Below are 24,617 nucleotides of genomic sequence, written 5' to 3' on the forward strand. Positions count from 1 at the left end.
AGTCCTGTCTCCGTCCGTTCGTGTCGAGCGAAGTCGGGACACGTTGGCGTATATGTCGCCCGCCCGTCCGGCCCCGACCCTCGACTTCGCTCGGACCGGACGGGCTCGTTACCCTAGAGTTAGGCAGCCATGACCTCTTTCGCCACCTTCACGACATTGTCGGTGGTGAAACCATATTGGTCCGCGAGCTTGGCAATCGGGGCCGAGGCGCCGAAGGTCGACATGGTGATCGTGCGGCCCTTCAGCCCGACGTAGCGGTCCCAGCCGATCTCGCCGCCCATTTCGATCGCGACGCGCGCGGTGACGCCGGCGGGCAGCACGCTTTCCTTATAGCCGTCGGACTGCTGCTCGTAACGGAACCAGCTGGGCATCGAGACGACGCGGCTCTTCTTGCCCTCGGCAACGAGCTTCTCATGCGCCTCGAGCGCGAGGTTCACTTCGCTGCCGGTGGCGATCAGGATCACGTCGGGCGTGCCGTCGCAATCGGCGAGCACATAGCCGCCCTGACGCACGCCGTCGGCGCTGGCATATTTGCTGCGGTCGATCGTCGGCAGCGCCTGACGCGAGAGGACCAGCGCCGCCGGCTGCTTGTGGTTTTCGATGATCACGCGCCACGCGACGGCGACCTCGTTGGCATCGGCCGGGCGGAAGGCGTCGAGGCCCGGCGTCGCGCGCAGCATGACGAGCTGCTCGATCGGCTGGTGCGTCGGGCCATCTTCGCCCACGCCGATCGAATCGTGCGTGAACACCCACACCGCGCCCAGCTCCATCAGCGCCGACAGGCGGACCGGCGGGCGCATGTAATCGAGGAACACGAAGAAGGTGCTGCCGTAGGACCGCAGCCCCGACAGCGCCATGCCGTTGACGATCGCGCCCATGCCATGTTCGCGCACGCCGAAGTGGAAGTTGCGGCCGGCGTAATTGCTCGCCTCGAACGACGCCTCGCCCTTGATGTCGGTCTTGGTCGAGGGCGCGAGATCGGCCGAGCCGCCGATCAGCCACGGCATCTTCTTGGCGATGGCGTTCAGCACCTTGCCGCTCGAATCGCGGCTGGCGAGTCCCTTCGGATCCGCCTCGAAGGTCGGGATGTCGGCATCCCAGCCCTCCGGCAGCGTGCCGCCAAGGATGGCGTCGACTTCCTTGGCGAGATCCGGATGCGCCTCGCGGTACTTGGCGAGGCTTGCCTCCCACGCCTCGCGCAGCGGCGCGCTGCGCTCGACCATCGCGCCTTCAAAGCCCTCCTGAACGCCCTCGGGCACGTAGAAGCTCTTGTCCTCGGGCCAGCCATAGGCCTGCTTGGTGAGGCGGACATTCTCTTCGCCCAGCGCCTCGCCATGCGCCTTTTCGCTGCCGGCGCGCGGCGAGCCCCAGCCGATGATCGAATGGACGATGATCAGCGTCGGCTTGTCGGTGGTGGCGCGGAACTGCTCGAACGCCTTGGTCAGCGCCGCGACGTCATTGGCGTCGTCGACGTGGATGACGTTCCAGCCGTACGCCTGGAAGCGCATGCCGACGTCCTCGTCGAACGCGAGGTCGGTGTCGCCTTCGATCGAGATGTTGTTGCTGTCGTAGATCCAGCACAGGTTGGAGAGCTTCAGATGGCCGGCGAGGCTGGCCGCCTCGGCCGCGACGCCCTCCATGAGATCACCGTCGCCGCACAGCGAATAGACGTCATGGTCAAACAGGGTGAAGCCGGGCTGGTTGTAGCGCGCGGCCATCCAGCGCTCGGCAATCGCCATGCCGACGGAATTGCCGCAGCCCTGGCCGAGCGGGCCGGTGGTCGTCTCGACGCCCACGGTGTGGCTGTATTCGGGGTGACCCGGCGTCTTCGAGCCGAGCTGGCGGAAGGCCTTGATATCGTCGAGGCTGACGGCGGGGGCGCCATCGGGCTGCTTCACGCCGGCGAGGTGCAGCAGCGAATAGAGCAGCATCGAGGCATGGCCGACCGACAGCACGAAGCGGTCGCGGTTAGCCCAGTGCGGATGCGCGGGATCATAGCGCAGGAACTTGGTCCACAGCGTGTGACCGACCGGCGCCAGCGCCATCGGCGTGCCGGGGTGGCCGGAGTTCGCCGCCTGCACCGCGTCCATCGAAAGGGTGCGGATGGTGTCGATCGCCAGGCGGTCGGACGAGCCGTCCTCATGAACGTTCGCGGGATTGGCGGTGTCGGTCATCGGGGGCCCTCGCTGAATGGGTATCGAACGCCCGGGCAAGTGCCCGGTTGCCGAGTCGCGGCCCCTCTAGTCGCTCCGTCCGCCGCGTTCCAGTCGCGCAACGACGCCATCGGTGGCGATATAGGCGGCATCCACCTCATCGAGGAACAGGCCGTGGCCCAGCACGCCGGGGATTTTGTCGATCATGCGCGCGAGGACGCGGGGGTCGGGCATGGGCGCGAAGCGGCAGTCGGCGACGAGGTTGCCATTGTCGCTGCGATAGTCCGGTCGCACCGTGACGATGGCGCCGAGTGTTGAAAGCTGCGCGGTCACGAAGCTGCGCGCGAAGGGGAGGATCTCGACCGGGAGCTTTGCCGCGCCAATCGCCGGCACGCGCTTCGACCCGTCGGCGATCACCACGAATCGACGGGCCGCCGCGGCGACCGCCTTTTCGCGCAGCATCGCGCCGCCGGCGCCCTTGATCGCCCACATGCGGTCGTCGATCTCGTCCGTGCCGTCGATGGCAAGATCGATCGTGGCGTAATCGGCAAAGTCGCTGACGGTGATGCCAACGGCGCTGGCGGCGCGGACGGTCGCCTCGCTGGTCGCGACGGTGAGGACGCGCAGCCCCCGCGCCACGCGCGCGCCGAGCGCGCCAATGGCAAAGGCCGCAGTGGAGCCGGTGCCAAGGCCCACGACCATGCCGTCGCGCACCTCGGCCACCGCCGCCTCCGCGGCCAGCCGCTTGTCATCCTCGACACTCATACCGCATCATAACGCGGCATGAGGCCGAGGGACCCTGCGATTTAGCCGTACTTCTGCTCCTCCCACCAAGGGAAGAAGTCCGGCATGTTTGACGATACCTTGTCCGGGTAAACGGGGGTGCGCTTTTCGAGGAAGGAAGTGACGCCTTCCTTTGCGTCGCCCGAGCGGCCGCGCGAGAGGATCGCGCGGCTGTCGACCTTGTGCGCGTCCATCGGGTGCTGGAAGCCGAGCCCGCGCCACAGCATCTGGCGGGTAAGCGCGACCGAGACGGGCGCGGTGTTGTCGGCGATTTCGCGGGCCAGCGCGTTGGCAACGGCGAGCAGCTCGTCACCCGGCACCACCTGCTTCACGAGGCCGCCGTCGAGCGCCTCTTGCGCGCCGAACACCCGGCCGGTGTAGCACCATTCGAGCGCCTGGCTGATGCCGACCACGCGCGGCAGGAAGAAGCTCGACGCTGCCTCCGGCACGATGCCGCGGCGAGCGAAGACGAAGCCGAAGCGCGCCGAGTCGCTGGCGATGCGGATGTCCATCGGCAGCTGCATGGTCGAGCCGACGCCGACCGCCGCGCCGTTCACCGCGGCGATCACCGGCTTCAGACATTCGAAGATGCGCAGCGTCAGGCGGCCGCCGCCGTCGCGCGCCTCCTCCATCTCATAGGTGAGGCCGCCCTGCCCGCTGCCCTTGTCGGGGCGATCGGTACGCTTGTCATAATCGAACGTCTTGGCGCCGGCCGACAGATCGGCGCCGGCGCAGAAGGCGCGGCCCGCGCCCGTCACGATGACACAGCGCACGTCATCGTCAGCGTCGATCTTGTCAAAGGCGTCGATCATCTCGGCCATCATCGTGCCGGTGAACGCATTGAGCTTTTCCGGGCGGTTGAGCGTGATCGTCGCCACCCCGTCCTTCACGTCATAGATGATCTGCTCGTAAGCCAAGCTGCCTCTCCTTTGTCGCGCCGCCCCTCCGGCAGCTGTCTTTACCACCATAACATTATTTATGGTGGCAAGCGCAAGGCGGCTGCGGGGGTGGGGTGCCGTAAGGGCAATTTCGAAGATGGGGTTCGTCCGGCTGCTCTGCTGCCGCGGCGAATTTCCAGCTTCCGGTCGACAAGACTTGCGGGCGCGCAGGCCAAAAGACTAGAGGAGTGCTGCACCCGCGAACGGGATGAGGAAGCCAAGGGGAGTCTTCGTGAACGCAGACGAGATGAAGGCCGCGATCGGCAAGGAAAGCGTGTCCGAATGGGTCGAAGTGACCCAGGAGATGATCAACAAGTTCGCCGACGCGACCGGCGATCACCAGTTCATCCACATCGACCCGGAACGCGCCAAGCAGACGCCGTTCGGCACGACCATCGCGCACGGATTTCTGACGCTGTCGCTCTTGCCGCTGCTGTCGGCCAAGAACCCCGGCATGCCGCGGCTCGACGGTGTGAAGATGGGCGTCAACTATGGCGGCAACAAAGTCCGCTTCCTCGCCCCCGTCCCGTCGGGATCGCGCGTGCGCGGCCGTTCCAAGCTGACCGAGTTCGATGAAAAGCGTCCCGGCCAGTATCAGTTCACCACCGAGACCACGATCGAGATCGAGGGCAGCGAGAAGCCCGCGATGATCGCCGAGTGGATCACGCAAGTCTTCACCTGATATCGTTCCAACCGCCGCCCTCCCCGGGGAGCGCCGCCCGCATCAGCGGGCGGACCGGCACTTTCTACTACCAAGGATCCTGAACATGCGCTCCGCCGTCATCGTTTCCACCGCCCGCACGCCGATCGGCCGTGCCTATCGCGGCGCTTTCAACAACACGCTGTCGCCGACCCTCGCCAGCCATGCGCTCAAGGCCGCCGTCGAGCGCGCCAAGATCGACGGCGCCGAAGTACAGGACGTGGTGATGGGCGCCGCGCTGCAGCAGGGGGCGCAGGCAACCAACATCGCGCGCACCTCGCTGCTGCGTGCCGGCCTGCCGGTGTCGGTGTCGGGCATGTCGCTCGACCGCCAGTGCGCATCGGGCCTGATGGCGATCGCCACCGCCGCCAAGCAGATCATGGTCGACAACATGGACGTCACCATCGGCGCCGGCGTCGACAGCATCAGCATCGTCCAGACGCCGCAGATGCGCGTGCAGCCTGACCCCGAGCTGGTCGCGATGCACAAGGACATCTACATGCCGATGCTGCAGACCGCCGAAGTGGTGGCCAAGCGTTATGGCATCAGCCGCGACGCGCAGGACGAATATGGCTTCCAGTCGCAGCAGCGCACCGCCGCCGCGCAGGCCGCCGGCAAGTTCGATGACGAGATCATCCCCGTCACCGCGAACATGGCGATCGTCGACAAGGAGACCAAGGAAGTCTCCTACAAGGAAGTGACGCTGGCGAAGGACGAGGGCAATCGTCCCGACACCACGCTGGAGGGCCTGAAGTCGCTGAAGCCGGTGCTTGGCCCCGATCTCAACATCACCGCCGGCAATGCCTCGCAGCTGTCGGACGGCGCATCGGCCAGCGTGCTGATGGAGGAGAAGCTGGCCGAGAAGAAGGGCCTGACGCCGCTGGGCCGCTATGTCGGCATGGCCGTTGCCGGCACCGAGCCGGACGAGATGGGCATCGGCCCGGTCTTTGCGATCCCCAAGCTGCTCGAGCGCTTCAACCTGAAGATGGACGACATCGGCCTCTGGGAGCTGAACGAGGCGTTTGCGGTGCAGGTGCTGTACTGCCGTGACAAGCTGGGCATCCCCGACGAGCTGCTGAACGTCAACGGCGGCGCGATCTCGATCGGCCACCCGTACGGCATGTCGGGCGCGCGCATGACCGGCCACGCGCTGATCGAAGGCAAGCGTCGCGGCGCGAAGTACGTCGTCGTCACGATGTGCGTCGGCGGCGGCATGGGCGCAGCGGGCCTGTTCGAAGTCCTGTAATGCCCGGCGTCGGAGCGGCACCCGCGGGGTGTCGCCCGGAGCGCCACGATCACTGATCAACAGAAGCCCCGGCCGCGCGAGCGACCGGGGCTTTTGCGTGGGTCCGGGCGCGTCGGATCCTGTCGCGCGCAACCAACCTTCGCCCGCCTCGTTCTTCGGCTTGATCCAAAGCAGGAGAGAGTCGCATGGCCGATAAGGACAGTCCGCAGGAAGTCGCCGAAACGTTCCTCAAGAAGCTTGAGGACAGCCCCTATGTGATGATCGGCCTGATGGACGGCCAGCATTCCGAGCCGATGAGCGTCAAGCTGGACGATGCGCAGCCCAACACGCTGTTCATCTTTTCCGCGCACGACAATCGCATCGCCAAGGGTGGCGAGGCCATGGCGCAGTTCGTCGGCAAGGGGCATGATTTCTTTGCCTGCCTCGCCGGGCGCGTGTCGCAGGAAACCGACCAGGCCACGTTCGACAGGTTGTGGGACAATCAGGTCGAGGCCTGGTTCCCGAACGGCAAGGCCGACGCCCGGCTCAACCGGTTCGACATCACCTCTGCCGAGCTGTGGGAAACCGACGTGTCGATCAGCGGCCGGCTGAAGATGCTGTTCGGCGGCACGATCAATTCCGCCGAGTCCTCGAGCCACGCGAAGGTCGGCTCGGTCGGCTAACCGAAGGCGGGGCGGCTGCGGTCGCCCCTTCCCTTCGTCGCCCGCACCGTCAGTCGTGCGCGGCGATCCACTCCTCAACCACCGGCGCGATGCGGTCTCGCCATTTCGATCCGTTGAAAATGCCGTAATGGCCGACACCCTCGGCCATGTAATAGCGCTTCTTCTCCGCGGGCAGCGACGTCGCGATTGTCAGCGCCGCCCGGGTCTGGCCCAGCCCCGAGATATCGTCGCGCTCCCCCTCGATCGCCAGAATGCCGATGTCGGTGATTGCTGCCGGATCGACCGCGCGTCCGCGGTGCGTCATCACGCCGCGCGGCAGGGCATGGGCCTGGAACACCTGGTCGATCGTCTGCAGATAATATTCCGCCGTCATGTCGCAGACCGAGCGATACTCGTCGTAGAATTCCTTGGTCGCGTCGGCGCTTTCTCCGTCACCGCGCACGAGATGTTTGAACATCTCCCAATGGCTCATCATGTGATTGCCAAGGTTCATCGTCATGAAGCCGGTGAGCTGAAGGAAACCCGGATAGACCCGCCGGCCGGCGCCGGGATAGCTATTCGGCACGGTCGCGATGACATTCTGTTCGAACCAGGCGTGCGGGCGTTCGGTGGCGAGCGTGTTCACCGCGGTCGGCGCCTCGCGCGTGTCGATCGGGCCACCCATCATGGTCAGCGTGCGCGGGCGGCAGGGGTGATTGTCCGCGCTCATCAGGCAGGCGGCAGCGTAGCTGGGCACCGATGGCTGGCACACGGCGAGCATGTGCGCGCCGGGACCGATCTTCTCCAGGAAGGCGACCAGATAGTCGACATAATCGTCGAGATCGAAGCTGCCATGTTCGACCGGGACCATCTTCGCATCGCGCCAGTCGGTGATGTAGACGTCGGCGAAGGGCAGCATCCGTTCGACCGTGCCGCGCAGCAGCGTCGCGAAATGGCCCGACATGGGGGCGACGATCAGCAGCCGTGGACCACCCTCCACGCCTTCGCGCACGAACCGCTTGAGCTGACCGAAGGGTAGTTGCAGGACGATTTCCTCGTGCACCGGCACGTCGCGCCCATCGATGATCGTATGATCGAGCCCGAATGCCGGCTTGCCGCGTGCAGCCGCAGCATGAGCGAACACTTCCAGCGCCGATGCCATGACCTGCCCACCGCCGAAATAGGCGAACGGGTTTGCCGGGTTCTGAAGCATCCCTGCGCCGAGATTGGCCATTGCACTGGCCCCGGCGAGCAGCGACCGCTGGAACTCATAGGCATCGTAGAGCATCGGGTATCCTCAAACGCAACGACCGCAGCGCCACCATATAGCGATTGTGCAACCGCACAACGAACCATTGATCCGATTGGACGCGATGGTGGCCGTTGAGCCACACCGGCCCGGCTGCTAGGTGGCGCGCATGGCCAGCAAAGCGTCGGTGGAGCCGCAACCAACCCGCCGGATCGGCAACCTTGCCCTCGTGTGGCAGCACGCGAAGCGTTACCCGCTGCAGATCGCCGCCGCCTGGACGGCGCTGGCGGTGACCTCGGCGGCGACGATCGCGATTCCCTACAGCTTCAAGCGGATCATCGACCGCGGCTTCGCGGCGGATGGCGGCGCGGCGGTGGCGGGCGCGTTCCATTATATGCTGATGATCGTCGCGGTGCTGGCAATCGGTACGGCGATCCGCTTCTACTTCGTCTCCTGGCTGGGCGAGCGGGTGGTGGCGGACATCCGCGAGACGGTGCAGCGGCATCTGCTGAGCCTGAGCCCGCGCTTCTTCGAGGAGAACCGCCCCTCCGAAATCGCCTCGCGCATGACCGCGGATACCGCGCAGATCGAGATGGTGGTCGGCACCACTGTGTCGGTGGCGCTGCGCAATGCCTTCACCGGGGTCGGCGGGCTGATCTATTTGTTCGCGATCTCGCCCAAGCTGGCGGGGTTGCTTTGCCTTGGCATACCGCTGGTGATCCTGCCGATCATGCTGCTGGGGCGGCGGGTGCGCACCTATTCACGCACCTCGCAGGACCGGGTCGCCGATGTCGGCTCGATGGTGACCGAGACGCTGGGGGCGATGAAGATCGTGCAGGCGTTCGGGCAGGAGCAGCGGGAGGCCGCGCGCTTCACCGGCGCGGTCGAGGCGACCATGGTGGCGGCTCAGAAGCGTATCATGCTGCGCGCGATCATGACCGCGATCGTCATCGCGCTGGTGTTCGGATCGATCACGCTGGTCCTGTGGGAAGGCGCGACCGATGTTGCCGCGGGGCGCATTTCGGGCGGGTCGATCGCTGCTTTCGTGCTGACGGGCGGGATCGTCGCCGGCGCGTTCGGCGCGTTGACCGAGGTCTATGGCGAATTGCTGCGTGGTGCCGGGGCCGCCGGGCGGCTCGCGGAATTGCTGTCGGAACAACCGGAGATCGCGGCGCCGGCCCGGCCCGAGCCACTACCGCAGCCGCCGCAGGGCGCCGTCGCGTTCGAGCATGTCGAGTTCCGCTACCCCACGCGGCCCGACACCGCGGCGCTGCACGATTTCTCGCTGGCGATTGCACCGGGCGAGACGGTGGCGCTGGTCGGGCCATCGGGCGCCGGCAAGACGACCTTGTTCCAGCTGCTACAGCGGTTCTACGATCCCGCCGCCGGCCGCCTGACGATCGATGGCGTCGACCTGCGCGATGCCGATCCCGCCGCGATCCGCGCCCGTATTGCGATGGTGCCGCAGGAGACGGTGATCTTCGGCGCCTCCGCGCGCGACAACCTGCGCTATGGCCGGTGGGACGCGAGCGACGAGGAATTGTGGGCGGCGGCGGACGCAGCCAATGCGTCGGCGTTCCTGCGCGACCTGCCGGACGGGCTCGACACCTTCCTGGGTGAAGGCGGGGCGCGGTTGTCGGGCGGGCAGCGGCAGCGCGTCGCGATCGCCCGCGCGCTGCTGCGCGATGCGCCGATCCTGCTGCTCGACGAGGCGACCAGCGCACTGGACGCCGAAAGCGAGCGGCTGGTGCAGGAGGCGCTGGAGCGGCTGATGGCGGATCGCACCACTTTGGTCATTGCCCATCGACTCGCCACCGTGCGCGCGGCCAATCGCATCGTGGTGATGGACGGCGGGCGTATCGTTGAGCAGGGCAATCATGCCACGCTGATGGCGCGCAGCGGGCTGTATGCCCGGCTGGCGAGCCTTCAGTTTAGTGAAGCGGCATAGGAGAGACAGAGATGACGACCGACTTCGACGTGATCGTCTATGGCGCGACCGGCTATACCGGGCGGCTGGTGGCGGAATATATCGCGCTGACCTATCCCGCCGGCGTGCGCTGGGCGATGGCGGGGCGCTCGCTCTCCAAGCTGGAGGAAGTGCGCGGGGAGATGGGCATTTCGGCCGACGTGCCGCTCGTCACCGCCAATGCCGACGATCCTGCATCGCTGCGCGCCATGTGCGAGAGGACCAAGGTCGTGATCAGCACGGTCGGGCCGTATCAGCTGTATAGCAGCGACCTGGTGGCGGCATGCGCGGCAACCGGCACGGCCTATGTCGACCTGTGCGGCGAACCGGCGTGGATGCGCCAGATGATCGACGCGCATGATGCAGAGGCGAAGCGCACGGGCGCGCGGATCGTGTTTTCCTGCGGGTTCGATTCGATCCCCTTCGACCTTGGCGTGCTGACGTTGCAGGAAGCGGCGGTCGCGCGGTTCGGGCGTCCGGCGCCGCGGGTGAAATGCCGGGTGCGCACGATGAAGGGCACCTTCTCGGGCGGGACCGCGGCGAGCCTGAAGGCGACGCTGGCGGCGGCGGCGAAGGATCCCTCGCTCGTCCCGCTGCTCGCCAGCCCGTTTGCGCTGACCCCGGGCCACAAGGGGCCGCACCAGCCGACCGGGCTGATCCCGGAATATGACAGCACGATCGAGTCCTGGGTCGCGCCGTTCGTGATGGCGCCGATCAACACCAAGAACGTCCACCGCACCAATTTCCTGCTCGGCCAGCGTTACGGCGACGATTTCGTCTATGACGAGATGGTGGTCACCGGGCTGGGCGAGATGGGCAAGGCCGCAGCGGAAGCGCTGACCAAGCTAAATCCCTTTGCCGACAACAAGGGGCCCAAGCCCGGCGAAGGTCCGACCAAGGAAGAGCGCGAGAGCGGCCATTATGATGTGCTGTTCATCGGCCTGATGCCCGATGGCACGCGGATCGACGCCGTCGTCACCGGCGATCGTGACCCCGGTTATGGATCGACCAGCAAGATGTTGGCGGAGAGCGCGATGTGCCTGATCGAGGATGTCGCGGGCGAAGGTGGCATCTGGACGCCCGGTGCGCTGATGGGCGAGCCGCTGCGCAAGCGCCTGATCGCCAGGGCGGGCATGACCTTTACCGCCAACTGAGCAGCGGGTCTCGAACGACCGGCGGCCGGGGACGATGGTCGCCCACGCCCGCCAGTCAGGTGAGGTCAGCGGCCGAGCGCGAGCGCGCCGGCGGCAGCGAATCCGGCGACCGCGACGGCACCGAGCAGGCGCGCCAGTTCTTCCTTGCGGAAGTGGACCAGCGCCTGTTCGTTGAGCCAGTACAGATGCTCGCCCTCCTGAACCACGGCGCGGAACTTCACCATGCGTTCGAGCAGCCGGGCCTCGCGGCGGCTGAGTGGGGCCAGCAGGGTCGCGTTCGCCGGCTTGATCGCGTTGGCGGCGCGCAGCCGCTCGACCAGCCGGTCCTGCGTGCGCGTGGTGTAACGCTCACCCAGACGCATCACGATGTTCGCCATCTATCGTCTCCCACCCTTGTGCCGAATGTTGCCAGGCCGACCGCGGCGCTTCAGCACGCGCGGCGCCTTTGACCCCGCACCGTCGCGGCGTGACGGACGGGCGCCCTTCCCTTCCTCAAGCTCGAAGCGGAGCGCACCGGACACTGGATTGGCATCCGCCAGCCGCAGCTTCAGCCGCATGCCCAGCGTATATTCGTCCCCGCTCGTCTCGCCGACCAGCCGCTGCCCGGCCTCGTCATAGCGGAAATATTCCTGCCCCAGGTCGCTGATCGGCATCAGCCCGTCGCCGCCGACGCCCTCGACCGTGGCGAAGAAGCCGAAATTCTGGATGCCGGTGATGCGCGCATCGACCACTTCCCCCACCCGTTCGGCGAGGAAGGCGGCGACATAGCGATCGATCGTCTCGCGCTCCGCCTCCATCGCGCGGCGTTCGAGCTTGCTGATCGTTTCGCCCAGCCGCTCGAAATCCTCGTCGCCGTTGAGGCCGCCGGCGCCAAGGCCATAGGCGCTGGTCAGCGAGCGATGCACGAGCAGGTCGGCGTAGCGCCGGATCGGCGACGTGAAATGGCCATAGGAGCCGAGCGACAGGCCGAAATGGCCGTGATTGGCCGGCGCATAATAGGCCTGGGTCTGGGAGCGCAGGATCTGCTCCATGACCTGCGGGCGGAAATCGGCGTCGCCGACCCGATCGATGATATGGTTGAAGGTCGCGGGCTTGATGACCTGACCCAGCGCAAAGGGGACGTCGAAGGTCGCGAGATATTCCTTCAGCGCGACCAGCTTCTCCCGCGCCGGCGGTTCGTGGACGCGGTACATGACGGGGGCCTTCTTCGCCTCCAGCGCCTTGGCCGCCGCGACATTGGCGGCGATCATGAAATCCTCGACCAGGCGGTGCGCATCCAGTCGGTCGCGCGGCGCGACGGAGAGGAGGCGGCCCTTTTCGTCCAGCGCCACCTGCCGTTCGGGAAGGTCCAGCGCCAGCGGCTCGCGCTTGTCACGTGCGGCGGCGAGCAGTGACCAGCACTCCCACAGGTCCTTCAGCGCGGCCAGGATCGTGGCGCTGTCCCCGGCAGGCGCGCGCCCGTCCACGGCGGTTTCGAGCGGCAACGGCGAATCCGCGTCGATCGCGGCCTGCGCATCCTCGTAAGCGATGTTTTGCGCGATCCGCACCACCGCGCGCGAAAAGCGCCAGGTCTTGAGCGCGCCGGTCTTGCTCACCTGAAGGTGGCAAACGAGCGCGGCGCGATCCTGCCCCTGTTTCAGCGAGCAGACGTCCGCCGACAGCACCTCGGGCAGCATCGGGACGACGCGATCGGGGAAATAGACCGAATTGCCGCGCCGCCGCGCCTCACGGTCGATCGCCCCGCCCGGCCGCACATAGAAACTGACGTCGGCGATTGCGACCAGCGCGCGATAGCCACCGGGGTTGCCGGGATCATCATCGGGCGTGGCCCAGATCGCATCGTCATGGTCGCGCGCGTCGGCGGGATCGATCGCGACGATCGGCAGATGAGTCAGATCCTCCCGCCCCTCGCCCAGCGGCTGGGCGGCGACCCGCTGCGCCTCGTCCAGCGTGTCCTGATCGAAAACGTTGGGAATATCGTGCTTGTGGATCGCGATGAGCGAGAAGCTGCGCGGCGCGAAGGGGTCGCCCAGCCGCTCAATGACCTTGGCAGTAATGCGCGGCGGGCGGCCGGCCCGTTCCGCCAGCACGAGATCGCCGGGCTGCGCGCCGCCGGCGTCCGAGACGGGAAATTCGCGCCGCTCCTTCTTCTCCACGCCTTGGAGCCACAGACGATCGCCCTCGCCGCGCAGAACGCCGATGATCTGCTCGGCGGCGGGCGCGAGCACCTTCATCGGATGGGCGATCCAGCCGCCGCCGAGTTCTTCGGTGCGGGCCAGCACGCGCATGCCGACGCCAAGGTCGCCGCGTCGCCGCTCGCGCACGCGGATGCGGGGCGCCGCGACCTCCGCCTCCCAGCGTTCCGGCGTGGCCCAGATCGCGCCGTGATCGTCGGCATCGACGATGCGCAGCACGGTGACCTTGGGCAGCCCGCCCATCTTGTGGAAGGCACGGCCGGGGGCGCTGTCGATCAGCCCCTCGTCGGTCATGTCCTTGAGCAGTGCCTTCAGGCCGATCTTCTCCTGCGCGGTGAGGCCGAAGGCGCGGGCGATTTCCCGCTTGCCGGCGGGCGTATCGCTCGTGGAGATGAAATCGAGGATCTGCTGGCGGCTCGGGAGCCCTGCCTTTGGTTTGCGCATCGACCCTAGATAGGAACTTGCGCCCCCGGGGTCACGCGTCGATCGCTTCTTCGTCCATCCGCGCGGCATTCTCCTGGATAAAGGCGAAGCGGTGCGCGGGATTGGTGCCCATCAGCCGGTCGACCAAATCCTTGACGCCCGCGCGCTCCTCATATTCCTGCGGCAAGGTGATGCGGATGAGGCTGCGGGTTTTTGGGTCCATCGTCGTTTCGCGCAGCTGACCCGGATTCATCTCCCCCAGGCCCTTGAAGCGCGACACCTCCACCTTCTTGCCGCGGAACGCCGTGCGTTCGATCTCGGCACGATGCGCGTCGTCGCGGGCGTAGAGCGACTTCGCGCCCGAGGTGATGCGGTAGAGCGGCGGCTGCGCCAGATAGAGGTGCCCGCGCCGGACGAGATCGGGCATCTCCTGGAAGAAGAAGGTCATCAGCAGGGTGGCGATATGCGCGCCGTCGACATCAGCGTCGGTCATGATGACGATGCGTTCGTAGCGTAGATTGTCGGGGCGGCATTCCTTGCGCGTGCCGCAGCCGAGCGCCTGGATGAGATCGGCGATTTCCTGATTGGCGAGGATCTTCGCACTGGTGGCGGAGGCGACGTTCAGGATCTTGCCGCGGATCGGCAGGATCGCCTGTGTCTTGCGGTCACGCGCCTGCTTCGCGCTGCCGCCGGCGCTGTCGCCTTCGACGATGAACAATTCGGTGCCGCCGGGGGCGTTGGCGGAACAGTCGGTCAGCTTGCCCGGCAGCCGCAGCTTGCGCGAGGAGGTCGCCGTCTTGCGCTTGACGTCGCGTTCCTCCTTGCGGCGGAGGCGATCGTCCATCCGTTCCAGCACATAGCCCAGCAGCGCGCGACCGCGGTCCATGTTGTGCGTGAGGAAGTGGTCGAAATGGTCGCGAACGGCCTTTTCGACGAGGCCGGCGGCCTCGGGCGACGTGAGCCGATCCTTGGTCTGCGACTGGAATTGCGGATCGCGGATGAAGACGCTGAGCATCAGCTCGCTACCGACCATCACGTCATCGGCGGTCAGATCCTTGACCTTCTTTTCCTTCACCAGCTCGCCAAACGCCCGCAGGCCGCGGACCAGCGCCTGGCGCAGACCCTGTTCGTGCGTGCCGCCATCGGGCGTGGGGATGGTGTTGCAATACCAGGAATAGCTGCCGTCGGACCACAAGGGCCAGGCGACCGCCCATTCGACGCGGCCGGCCTCTCCCGGAAACTCCTGCGAGCCGGTGAAGAAATCGGCGGTGGCGCATTCACGCCCGCCGACCTGCTCGCGCAGGTGGTCGGCAAGGCCGCCGGGGAACTGGAACACCGCCTCTGCCGGCGTGTCGTCCGAGATCAGCTCGGGCGCGCATTTCCAGCGGATCTCGACCCCGGCGAACAGATACGCCTTGGACCGCGCGAGCCGGTACAGCCGCGCGGGCTTGAAGCGCAGATCGGGCCCGAAAATCTCCTCATCGGGGGTGAAGGCGACCGACGTGCCGCGCCGATTGGGCGCCGCGCCGACATTCTCCAGCGGGCCGAGCGTCTGCCCCTTGGAGAAGCGCTGGCGGTAGAGCTGGCGATCGCGGGCCACCTCGACCACGGTGTCGGAGGAGAGCGCGTTGACGACCGACACGCCAACGCCATGGAGGCCGCCGCTGGTCGCATAGGCCTTGCCCGCGAACTTGCCGCCCGAGTGAAGCGTCGAGAGGATCACCTCCAGCGCGCTCTTGTCGGGGAACTTGGGGTGCGGATCGACCGGGATGCCGCGGCCATTGTCGACGATGGTCAGCCGGTTGCCCGGCGCCAGCGTGACCTCGATGCGGGTGGCGTGGCCGGCCACCGCCTCGTCCATCGCATTGTCCAGCACCTCGGCGGCGAGGTGATGAAGCGCGCGCTCATCGGTGCCGCCGACGTACATGCCAGGCCGACGCCGGACCGGCTCCAACCCCTCCAGAACCTCGATCGACGAGGCGTCGTAAGCGGGGGTGGGAGCGGCGGCACGGAACAGATCTGGATCAGCCATGGCTGCGCTATAGCAGAGGCATCGGCAGTCGTGACCTGTTGCCGCGCTGCAACACATTTTTCCCGTTTCGGCACAAACGCGCGCTGGCATGCATCCTTTCTACCGCCTGCCCCGTTCGGGCCTCCGCATGTGTTTGTTGTGTAAGTAACGAAAGGGTTGCGTATGAAGTCCTTGTTCCTCGCGGGCATTGCCGCCGCTTTGGTCGCTCCGTCGATCGCCTCCGCGCAGACGGCCGACGAAGATGGCTTCTCCGGCGTCTATATTGGCGCAGCCGGCGGCTATGATGTCCAGCCGAACGATCGTGGCTCCTCGATCCTGTTCGACACCAATCTCGATGGCCGCTTCGGCGATGCGGTGAACACCGCCGCTGGCGCCAACGCCTTCGCACCGCCGGTTGGCGGCTTCTGCAACGGCCGCGCGCTGGCCGGCACTTCGCCGACGAACCCGACCTCGCCCGCGGCCTGTGCCAAGGACAAGGACGGCTGGGCCTATTATGGCCGCATCGGCTATGACTATCAGCGCGGCGGGCTGGTCCTCGGTGCAGTCGGTGAGTTCGGCAAGAGCGAGATCACCGACAGCGTGTCGGCCTTCTCCAGCACGCCGGCCTCCTACGTCATGACCCGCTCGATCGACTGGGAAGCGTCGATCCGCGGCCGCGTCGGCTACACGCCGAACAACCGCACGCTGTTCTACGGCACCTTCGGTCCGGGCTATGCCCGCATCGACCGTGAGTTCTCCACCACCAATGCAGTGAACGGCTTCTCCGAATCGGGCAAGCGCAACCACTGGGGCATCACCGGCGGTGGCGGCATCGAGCAGAAGGTCGCCAACAACGTCTCGCTCGGCCTTGAGTACATGTACCACCAGTACAAGGACGACGATTACCGCGTCCGCGCCGGCAACGCTGGCGACACCGCGGCGAGCAATCCGTTCCTGCTGGTGAATGGCAGCGGCACCGACTTCCGTCGCAGCGACGACAAGTTCCGCTGGCACTCGATCCGCGCGACGGCGGCCTACCGCTTCTAAGCGGCACTGCGGTGACCGGGCGGGGAGTTCGCCCGGTCATCCAGGGTCTGCCATCCCCGTGACGGGCGAACGGCAGATCGGAGACAAAGAAAAGGGCCGCGGCGAGCATCCTCGCCGCGGCCCTTTTCTATTTGCCTGAGCGCGTGCTCAGCGCATCCGCGGGCCACCGAAGGGCAGCGGCGCGGCGCGGCGATCGCGGCGCGGGAGCTGCGCCTGATAGGCGTGGCCGCAATGTTCGACGCAATAGGGGAAGCCGGGGTTCACCTTCTCACCGCAGAAGTGGAAGTCCGGCTCACCCGGATGGCCGAGCGGCCATTTGCAGACCTTGTCGCTGAGATCGAGCAGGCTGGTCTTGCCGGCAATCTCCGGCGACGGCTTGGCCGGAACCAGGCGGCGCGGCGGTGCCGGGGTGCTGGGTGCCTGCTGCTCACCGGGGGCCTGCCGCACGAAGCCGCCGGGACCGACCGAGCGGACCATGCGCATGGATTCGGGCGACCGCTCCGGCTCGAGCGGGGTGGTGATGGTGATCGGCTTGGGCGCGGACACCTGAGTCACCGCCGGGGTCGGCGAGGCCGCGCGCGGTGCGGGCGCCGGCGGGGGAGCAGGTGGCGGCGGCGCGGGAGGTGGCGGCGGCGCAGCGACCACCGGCTCGGGCGCGGGCGCCGGCGTCGCGGCGGCGGCAGCAGCGGCAGCCTTCGCCTCCGCGTCCTTCGACACGACCGGCGACGGACGGGATTGCAAACCCAGACGGTGCGCCTTGCCGATCACGGCATTGCGGCTGACCCCGCCCAGCGCCTCTGCGATCTGGCTGGCCGTCTGGCCGCCTTCCCACATCTTGCGCAGCGTATCGATCCGTTCCTCGGTCCAGGACATCGGTCTTGTCGTTCCTTCACTTCTTGCGCCGGTTGCAGCGGGCGGCGGCAGCGACTACGCGAACACGCGATGAGCAGCCACCCCCCACTTGGCCGGACGTCCGCCGACCATCACCGTTCCTTGATCAGGAGCGCACCCGGTGTTCCGTCAATCCGCAACGTGAACTGGGGTGGCCTGAAGACCTTATATGTGAAGGAGGTGCGGCGGTTCTTCAAGGTCCAGCTGCAAACGGTCTGGGCGCCGGCGATCACCACGCTTCTGTATCTGGTCATTTTCACCGTCGCGCTGGGCGGGCGGAGCGAAGTGCACGTCGGCGGCTCGACCGTTGCCTTCGCCGATTTCGTCGCGCCCGGGCTGATCGTGATGGGGATGCTCAATAACGCCTTCGCCAACGCCAGCTTCTCGCTGCTGGTGGGCAAAATCCAGGGCACGATCGTCGATTACCTGATGCCGCCGCTGTCGACCGCCGAGCTGCTGACCGCGCTGACCGGGGGCGCGGTGACGCGCGCCTTCCTCGTCGGCCTGACCGTCTGGCTGGCGATGTCGCTGTGGCCCGGCGTCCATGTCATGCCGGCGCATCCGCTGGCGGTGCTGTGGTTCGGGCTGCTGGGATCGGTGTTCCTCGCGCTGATCGGCGTGCTGACGTCGATCTGGGCGGAGAAGTTCGATCATGCCGCGGCGGTGACCAACTTCGTGGTCGCGCCGCTGACGCTGCTGTCGGGCACCTTCTATTCGGTCGATCGCCTGTCGCCGGTGTTCCAGGCGATCAGCCACGCCAATCCGTTCTTCTACATCATCTCGGGCTTCCGCTACGGGTTCCTGGGGATCGCCGACTCCCCCGTCGCGCTGGGCAGCGCCGTGATTCTGGCGCTCGACATCGTGCTTGGCCTCATCTGCTACACCCTGCTGCGGCGTGGGTGGCGGCTGAAGAACTAGGCGCCGGTCAGAAGCCCTCGGGCATGTCGATCGGGCCGATCACGCGGGTATATTCGCGCACCGCATAGCGATCGGTCATCCCGGCGATGTAATCGGCAATGTGGCGGCTGAGGCCGGGTTCGTCGGCGGGCAGCGTGCTGCGCCACTCGTCCGGCAACAGCGCGGGATCGGCGCGGAACGCGGCAAACAGCCCGGCCACGATCCGGTGCGCGGCGTCGGCCGCCTCCAGTTGTCGCGGATGATGATAGAGGTTGGCGTACATGAACCGCTTCAGGTCGCGTTCCGCAATGCGCATCTGATCGGAGAAGGCGACCAGCGCCCTCCCCGCGGCCCGGACATCATCGACGCTTTCAACGCCGGACGCCGCGATGCGTGCCTTTGTCTCGGCGATGAGATCATTGACCATCACGCCGATCTGACTGCGGACGAGCTCGCGGGCCTGCCGCCGCTCACTGACGTCGGGGAAGAGCGAACGGACGCGATCCCAACCGGACGCGACCAGCGGCACGGCGAGCAGCTGGTCGACGCACAACAGTCCGGCGCGCAGCCCATCGTCGATGTCGTGATTGTCATAAGCAATGTCGTCGGCGAGCGCGGCGACCTGCGCCTCGAGACTGGCATAGGTATCCAGTTCGAGCTGCGCCTCCTCATCCGCCTGCCGCAGCGCCCATCCCGGATGACGTGCGGGGCCATTGTGCTTGGCCAGCCCCTCCAGCGTGTCCCAGGTGAGGTTGAGGCCATCGAAGCGCGGATAGGCACGCTCGATCCGCATCAGCGTGCGCAACGTATGGCCGTTGTGATCGAAGCCGCCGGCGTCCGCCATCGCCGTCTTCAGCGCATCCTCGCCGGCGTGGCCGAAGGGCGGATGACCGATGTCATGCGCGAGGCACAGCGCCTCGGTCAGATCCTCGTTCAGGCCCAGCGCGCGGGCGATGGTGCGTCCGATCTGCGCCACCTCCAGGCTGTGGGTCAGCCGGACGCGGAAATGGTCGCCATCCGGGGCGAGGAACACCTGGGTCTTGTGGCGCAGGCGGCGGAAGGCGATCGAGTGGACGATGCGGTCGCGATCACGCTGGTAATCGTCACGCGGGCCGCGCTCGCCGGCACCGCCGGACTTGCTTTGTTCTTTGTGAAGGCGGCCTCTGCTGTGCGCCGGGTGCGATGCCCATGGCGCAAGCATTGTCACTTGGCGGGAAGCCTCGTCATCTTCTGGCCCTTCTCGCTGGTGAAGGCGAAGGCGGACACCCCCTGCTTGGCGAGGGTATTGATGAACTCGCGCGCCTCCGCATCGGTCTTGAACGGACCGGTCACCACGCGATTGGTGAAGCGCAGCGGCGTGGTATAGGCGGTCTTGCCCTTGAGCGCGTCGGCCTTCTTCTGCGCCGCGGCCCAGGCCTTGGGCAGGTCATCCTTATTGGCGCCGCCAGCGACCTGAACCCAGATGCGCGACGGTTCTGCCTTGGCGGCCTTTGCTTCCTCGGCTGCCTTCTTGGCCTCTTCCGCCTTCTTTGCGTCGGCCAGCTTCTTCGCGGCGGCCGCCTTGCGCTCTGCCGCGAGCTTCTTGGGATCGGGCGCGGGCGGTTCCTTTGCCGCCGGGGTCGGCTTGGGCTCCGGCTTCGGGGTTGCCGCTGGCCTGGGCGACGGCGCAGGCGCCGTGGTGGTCGGCGCTGGAGCCTGCGGCGGCGTGGCGGCTTCGCTCACGGGCGCGGGGGCGGGCCGCGGCGGCTCGGGCGGACGCACCGGGGCGACGCCGAGCTCCGCGCCGGGAATGGTGATGCCGGCCATGATCCGGGCGAGGATCGTATCCTCGCTGACCGCGGGACGTGCCGGGATCGGCGCGGCGTCGGCCGTGTCGACGCTGCGGGCCGGCGGGGTCGCGGCGGTCGGCGCCACGGAGGTGGGTGCAGGGGTACGCGGCAGCGACGGCGCCGGCGTGGTCGTCGGCGGCGTGGTCGCGACCTGAGTGCGGGGCGGCACATAGGCCGGGCGCGCTGGCGCAGGGGTATATGCCGGGGTGGTGGTCGCAACCGAAGTGGGTGCCGGCGTTGGCGTTGCCAAAGTGGTTGGCGCCGGAGCCGGCTGGCTGATGGCGGGAGCGGTGGTCGCGGCGCGGCCGAGGTCCTGAACCACCGGCTTGGGCGCGGCGAATTCTACGCCGGCGTAGCGGGGCGGCTGGAGCGTATCGGCCGTTCCCCGGGCGGGGTTGGCCTGCTGGCGGCTCGCAATGACCACGGCCGGCGCCGGGGTTTGGCGGGGCCGTGAACGGGCGGCGCGCGCGTCTGCGGCACGCTGACGCTGCTGCGCCAGGGCGAGTTCGCGCGCACGCTTCGCCTCTTCGCGCGCGAGGCGGCGCTTGGTGCGGGCGTCTACCGGCGCAGTGGTAGCCGGCGCGGGAGTCGCGGCGGCGACCTGGACCGGCGGGCGCGCTTCGGGTGCCAGCGGCGGGAGCGCGGGGGCCATACGCGCGTCAGCCAGCCGCTGGGGCGTCGCGCGCAATTCGCCGAAATGGACCGCAAAGGCGCGATCGACCGGCGACAAAGCCTCAAGCCGGGAGAAGAATGGCGACAGCGCGGCGCCCATGCCGCGCGGCATCATGGTGCTGGCGATCTTCTGCGCACCCGGCACGTCGCCAGTCATGGCGAGGATGAAGGCGCGCACCCGCCAAGCACTGCGATCGTTGTGGCGCAGCTGTGCGTCGATGGCGTCGAGTGCCTCCTTGCGGCGGCCGCTGATGCCGAGCGAGAGCGCGTAGCGGCGCTGCACCTCCTCGTCCGGCGATGCTTTCAGTGCGACGCGATAGTCGCGCTGGGCGCGTTCCTGTTCGCCGATCAGATCGTAGGCGAGACCACGGTCGCCGGCGAAGGTCGCCGGGCTGAGGCCATAGCCGACCGCCTGGTCGAAATAGCGCAGCGCCTCGCCGGGACGCTGCTGCGTCACCAAGATCCGCGCCATGCCGGCCTTCACGCGGCCGTTCATCGGATCGACGTTCTCTGCGCGCTTGAACAGCGAGGCGGCGGCATTGACGTCGCCGAGCTTCAGCGAAAGCTCCCCGGCGGTGATCAGCGAGCTGAGATCGCGCGGATTGGCACCGAGCCGGCGCATCGCATCCGCAAGCGCATCAGCGTCCGGTGTCGGCCGCGGGGCCATCTGACCGGGGAGGCTTTGCACCATCTGCCCCGGCGCGGCCTGGGCGAGCGCCTGAGGCGAGCCAGCGAGGGCCGCGGCAAGAATCAGGGGGCGAGAAAAAGACATGAGCTGATTGCGTTAGAGACGAAGCGGGATGAACGGGCAATGAGTCCCCTTACCTGCCGCGCCAGGACGCACGGGGCGGCCGACGAATGCCGGCCGCCCGGAGCTTTGGTTCGTTACTGGTTGTTCTGGCGGTGCAGGAAGCGCGGGATGTCGACCTGATCCTTCGATTCCGCATCCTCCGCGCGCGGCGTGCCACGCGAGGCGTTCTGCATCCGCTCGAACAAGGTGCCGCCAAGCTTCACGCGCGGCTGGGGCGGAACCTCGTCAGCGGCTTCGTTGCCGCCGGAGAGCCAGCGACGGCGCGGCGCAGCGGCCGGCTCGTCATCGCCGAACACGCGCGGCTGCGCAGGCGCCGCCGTCGGAGCGGCCGGAGCCGGCACGACGGTGTCACTGCCGAGCAGCAGTTCGTCCGACGCCTCCTGCTCGACGGCGCGAGCAGCCGGGGACGGCTCGACCGCCGGCGTTGCGCCCGGCGTGGGCACGCCGCCCGACATCGCACCGGCAGCAGCACCGGTGGGCTGCGGCGCCGGCGACTGGACAGGAGCAGCGGCCGGGGCGGCGGGCGCAGGCGCGGCAGGCGCAGCGGTTGCCGTCGGCGCGGGCGTTTCGATCCGACGCGGCGCGGAGAAGCTGAACGCGCGAGCGGGCTCCGCCTCCGGCGTTTCGGCCTGCTGCACAGCCTCGATCCCGGTAGCGACGACCGACACGCGGATGCGGCCTTCGAGCTCCGGATTGAACGCCGAACCCCAGATGATGTTGGCTTCGGGATCGACCAGCTCGCGGATGTGGTTCGCCGCCTCGTCCACCTCGAGCAGGCGCATGTCCTCGCCGCCGGTGATCGAGATGATGACGCCCTTCGCGCCCTGCATCGACACGCCGTCGAGCAGCGGGTTGGCAATCGCCTTCTGCGCGGCGACCAGCGCGCGGTCGTCGCCTTCCGCCTCGCCCGTACCCATCATCGCCTTGCCCATCTCCTGCATCACCGAGCGGACGTCGGCGAAGTCGAGGTTGATGAGGCCGGGCATGACCATGAGGTCGGTGATGCCGCGAACGCCCTGCTGCAACACCTCGTCGGCAAGCTCGAACGCCTGCTTGAAGGTGGTGTTGGCGTTGGCGATCAGGAACAGATTCTGGTTCGGGATGACGATCAGCGTGTCGACGAACTTCTGCAGTTCCTCGATGCCCTGGTCGGCCGACTTGCCGCGACGCTTGCCTTCAAAGGCGAACGGCTTGGTCACGACGCCCACGGTCAGGATGCCCATGTCGCGCGCAGCCTTGGCGATGACCGGTGCGGCGCCGGTGCCCGTACCGCCGCCCATGCCGGCAGCGATGAAGCACATGTGCGCGCCCTCGAGCAGCTTGGCGACCTGCTCGATCGTTTCCTCGGCCGCGGCACGGCCGATCTCCGGCCGGCTGCCCGCGCCAAGACCCTGGGTGATCTTGGCACCCAGCTGGATCTTTTGCGGTGCGATCGACTGCTTCAGCGCCTGCGCGTCGGTGTTCGCGACGAGAAACTCGACGCCCTGCACGTCCGCCCGCATCATGTTGGCAATCGCGTTGCCACCAGCACCGCCGACGCCGATCACGGCGATCTTCGGGGTGAGCTCGTCCACGTCGGGTGCAATGAATTCGATGCCCATCGCCAATTTACTCCGTCAGTTCGGGCACCAAACACTGGCCCGTCATCGCCATTAATCTTAGTGCAACACAACGTCGCCGCGTGCCAGCCGAAAAGCGGCGCGGGGCGATCAATAATTCGCCTTCGCCGCCTGGAACAAACGCTTCAGCGCGCCGAGCCCCTTTTGCCGCACGACCATCTGCTGTTGCGGCACGAGGCCACGCAGGTCGACAGGATCGGATGCGGCAAAGAATGCCAGTCCGGCGAGCGTCGCGAAACCCGGTCCACCATGCGCATCGGGCAGGCCGACCAGCCCGCGCGGCCGGCCGACGCGCACCGTGCGCCCGAGCACCTGCTGCGCGTAATCGGCAATGCCCTTCAGCTCTGCGCCGCCGCCCGTCAGCACCACCTGACGGCCGACGGGGCCTTCGAACTTCAGTTCCTTCAGCGCGGCCTGCACCTCGTTGATGAGATGTTCGAGCCGCGTGCGGATGACCGAGATCAGCGCCGCCTTCGTGATCTGCAGCGGATCGGTATCGTCATCGGCACGGCCGGGACGAATCGCGATCATCTCGTGATTGTCGCGCGGCGATGCATTGGCCGAACCATGGAAGCATTTCATCCGCTCCGCCTGGCTGCGCGACGTGCCAAAGGCAGAGGCGATATCGTCGGTGATGTCGCACGCGCCGACCGGAATCGACTTCAGGCCGACCAGCATCCCGCCCGCGAACAGCGACACATTGGTCATGCCCGCGCCGATCTCCACCAGCGCGACGCCGAGATCGCGCTCCTCCTCACTGAGGCAGGCGAGCCCGGTAGCGACCGGGGATGCGATGATCGACTTCACCTCGAGATGCGCCGAGCGGACGGTGAGGTCGAGGTTGCGCACCGGCGAGCCATCCGCCGCGATGACGTGGATGTGGACGCCGAGCCGATCGGCATGGAGGCCGAGCGGCTTCTTCACGCCGGTCAGGCCATCGAGCGTGTAGAGCGCCGGCTGCGCATGAAGCACCATGCGGCCCTGCGGGTCGATCGCCGAGCGACCTTCCTGCAAAAGCGCGTCGATATCCTGCTGCTCGATGCGGTGGCCGTTCAGCTCGACCTCGATGAACGCCTCATCGCTGACGAGCCCGCCGGCGGAGAAACCCGCCCAGACATTCTCGATGTTGAAGCCGGCGATCCGCTCCGCCTGCGCCACCGCCTCGCGCACGGCCACCTCGGTCAGTGCCATGTCGGCGATATAGCCGCGCTTCACGCCCTTTGATTCGCGCTGGCCAGTGCCCAGCACGACCAGTTCGCCGCCGTCGCCACGCTGGGCGATCATCGCGGACACCTTTGACGTGCCGATATCGAGCGCGGTGATGATGCCTTCCGGTGCCGCTTTCGCCATGCCCTGTACCCCTGTTCCCTGCCCCGAGAATGTGGCCCTATT

General features: G+C 67.4%; 19 protein-coding genes. 7 read left to right on the top strand and 12 right to left on the bottom strand.

Annotated elements, in window-relative coordinates:
• Positions 1-119: 119 nt before the first annotated feature.
• From tkt to L8F96_RS03330, 3 genes are all read right to left on the bottom strand, one after another.
• Entirely contained in the window at positions 120-2,174 is a 2,055-nt protein-coding gene (tkt, locus tag L8F96_RS03320) for a transketolase (RefSeq protein ID WP_334655073.1), read from the bottom strand.
• Positions 2,175-2,240: 66 nt separating this feature from the next.
• Positions 2,241-2,918 (bottom strand): ribose-5-phosphate isomerase RpiA, encoded by a 678-nt coding sequence (rpiA, locus tag L8F96_RS03325; protein WP_136450612.1) that lies wholly within the window; start codon positions 2,916-2,918, stop codon positions 2,241-2,243.
• A 41-nt stretch (positions 2,919-2,959) separates the two neighbouring features.
• Positions 2,960-3,853, bottom strand: coding sequence for a crotonase/enoyl-CoA hydratase family protein (locus L8F96_RS03330; protein WP_125945492.1), 894 nt, complete (start codon positions 3,851-3,853; stop codon positions 2,960-2,962).
• A 268-nt stretch (positions 3,854-4,121) separates the two neighbouring features.
• Here L8F96_RS03330 and L8F96_RS03335 point away from each other — a divergent pair, with 268 nt between their 5' ends.
• The 3 genes from L8F96_RS03335 to L8F96_RS03345 all read left to right on the top strand — a co-directional run bounded on the left by L8F96_RS03335 (position 4,122) and on the right by L8F96_RS03345 (position 6,482).
• The gene (locus L8F96_RS03335; RefSeq protein ID WP_241212609.1) at positions 4,122-4,556 is read left to right on the top strand and encodes a MaoC family dehydratase; all 435 of its coding nucleotides are present in this window, start codon (positions 4,122-4,124) and stop codon (positions 4,554-4,556) included.
• A gap of 85 nt (positions 4,557-4,641) precedes the next feature.
• Complete coding sequence (locus L8F96_RS03340; RefSeq protein WP_046406961.1) at positions 4,642-5,820, top strand: acetyl-CoA C-acyltransferase; 1,179 nt, start codon at positions 4,642-4,644, stop codon at positions 5,818-5,820.
• A gap of 185 nt (positions 5,821-6,005) precedes the next feature.
• Complete coding sequence (locus tag L8F96_RS03345) at positions 6,006-6,482, top strand: pyridoxamine 5'-phosphate oxidase family protein (RefSeq protein ID WP_046406963.1); 477 nt, start codon at positions 6,006-6,008, stop codon at positions 6,480-6,482.
• 49 nt (positions 6,483-6,531) lie between these two features.
• Here L8F96_RS03345 and L8F96_RS03350 read toward each other — a convergent pair whose 3' ends face one another.
• The gene (locus tag L8F96_RS03350) at positions 6,532-7,749 is read right to left on the bottom strand and encodes a polyhydroxyalkanoate depolymerase (RefSeq protein ID WP_334655078.1); all 1,218 of its coding nucleotides are present in this window, start codon (positions 7,747-7,749) and stop codon (positions 6,532-6,534) included.
• 130 nt (positions 7,750-7,879) lie between these two features.
• On the opposite strand from L8F96_RS03350, the gene L8F96_RS03355 reads away from it, so the two are divergent.
• A complete protein-coding gene (locus L8F96_RS03355) occupies positions 7,880-9,658 on the top strand; it encodes an ABC transporter transmembrane domain-containing protein (RefSeq protein ID WP_334655079.1) in 1,779 nt (592 codons plus the stop codon).
• Positions 9,659-9,669: 11 nt separating this feature from the next.
• Positions 9,670-10,830 (top strand): saccharopine dehydrogenase family protein, encoded by a 1,161-nt coding sequence (locus L8F96_RS03360; protein ID WP_334655080.1) that lies wholly within the window; start codon positions 9,670-9,672, stop codon positions 10,828-10,830.
• Between the two features lie 65 nt (positions 10,831-10,895).
• On the opposite strand, the gene L8F96_RS03365 is transcribed toward L8F96_RS03360, so the two are convergent.
• From L8F96_RS03365 to parE, 3 genes are read right to left on the bottom strand one after another with little or no spacing between them, the layout of a single operon-like run.
• Entirely contained in the window at positions 10,896-11,207 is a 312-nt protein-coding gene (locus L8F96_RS03365) for a hypothetical protein (RefSeq protein WP_125945487.1), read from the bottom strand.
• Positions 11,208-13,469: a ribonuclease R family protein gene (locus L8F96_RS03370; RefSeq protein WP_334655081.1), complete on the bottom strand. Its 2,262-nt coding sequence runs from the start codon at positions 13,467-13,469 to the stop codon at positions 11,208-11,210.
• Between the two features lie 31 nt (positions 13,470-13,500).
• Positions 13,501-15,480 carry a DNA topoisomerase IV subunit B gene (parE, locus tag L8F96_RS03375; RefSeq protein WP_046406974.1) on the bottom strand — a complete coding sequence of 660 codons (1,980 nt, stop codon included), beginning with the start codon at positions 15,478-15,480 and terminating at the stop codon, positions 13,501-13,503.
• Positions 15,481-15,642: 162 nt separating this feature from the next.
• Between parE and L8F96_RS03380 the strand changes: the two genes are divergently transcribed.
• Positions 15,643-16,506: an outer membrane protein gene (locus tag L8F96_RS03380; RefSeq protein ID WP_125945484.1), complete on the top strand. Its 864-nt coding sequence runs from the start codon at positions 15,643-15,645 to the stop codon at positions 16,504-16,506.
• 147 nt (positions 16,507-16,653) lie between these two features.
• Here the strand turns inward: L8F96_RS03380 and L8F96_RS03385 are convergent, their stop codons facing one another.
• The gene (locus L8F96_RS03385; RefSeq protein WP_334655083.1) at positions 16,654-17,379 is read right to left on the bottom strand and encodes a GcrA family cell cycle regulator; all 726 of its coding nucleotides are present in this window, start codon (positions 17,377-17,379) and stop codon (positions 16,654-16,656) included.
• Positions 17,380-17,448: 69 nt separating this feature from the next.
• On the opposite strand from L8F96_RS03385, the gene L8F96_RS03390 reads away from it, so the two are divergent.
• Positions 17,449-18,315: an ABC transporter permease gene (locus tag L8F96_RS03390; RefSeq protein WP_046409299.1), complete on the top strand. Its 867-nt coding sequence runs from the start codon at positions 17,449-17,451 to the stop codon at positions 18,313-18,315.
• 7 nt (positions 18,316-18,322) lie between these two features.
• On the opposite strand, the gene L8F96_RS03395 is transcribed toward L8F96_RS03390, so the two are convergent.
• From L8F96_RS03395 to ftsA, 4 genes are all read right to left on the bottom strand, one after another.
• A complete protein-coding gene (locus L8F96_RS03395; protein ID WP_145118401.1) occupies positions 18,323-19,501 on the bottom strand; it encodes a deoxyguanosinetriphosphate triphosphohydrolase in 1,179 nt (392 codons plus the stop codon).
• Positions 19,498-21,417, bottom strand: coding sequence for an SPOR domain-containing protein (locus tag L8F96_RS03400; protein WP_334655086.1), 1,920 nt, complete (start codon positions 21,415-21,417; stop codon positions 19,498-19,500). Before L8F96_RS03400 ends, L8F96_RS03395 begins: the two co-directional genes overlap by 4 nt.
• A 263-nt stretch (positions 21,418-21,680) precedes the next feature.
• Positions 21,681-23,207 carry a cell division protein FtsZ gene (ftsZ, locus tag L8F96_RS03405; protein ID WP_125945479.1) on the bottom strand — a complete coding sequence of 509 codons (1,527 nt, stop codon included), beginning with the start codon at positions 23,205-23,207 and terminating at the stop codon, positions 21,681-21,683.
• Between the two features lie 108 nt (positions 23,208-23,315).
• On the bottom strand, positions 23,316-24,575 hold the full coding sequence (gene ftsA, locus L8F96_RS03410; protein ID WP_046409295.1) for a cell division protein FtsA: 1,260 nt from the start codon (positions 24,573-24,575) through the stop codon (positions 23,316-23,318).
• Between the last annotated feature and the right edge of the window lie 42 nt (positions 24,576-24,617).

This window comes from Sphingomonas panaciterrae, assembly GCF_036890205.1.
In the GTDB taxonomy this organism is placed as follows: Bacteria; Pseudomonadota; Alphaproteobacteria; order Sphingomonadales; family Sphingomonadaceae; genus Sphingomonas; species Sphingomonas panaciterrae.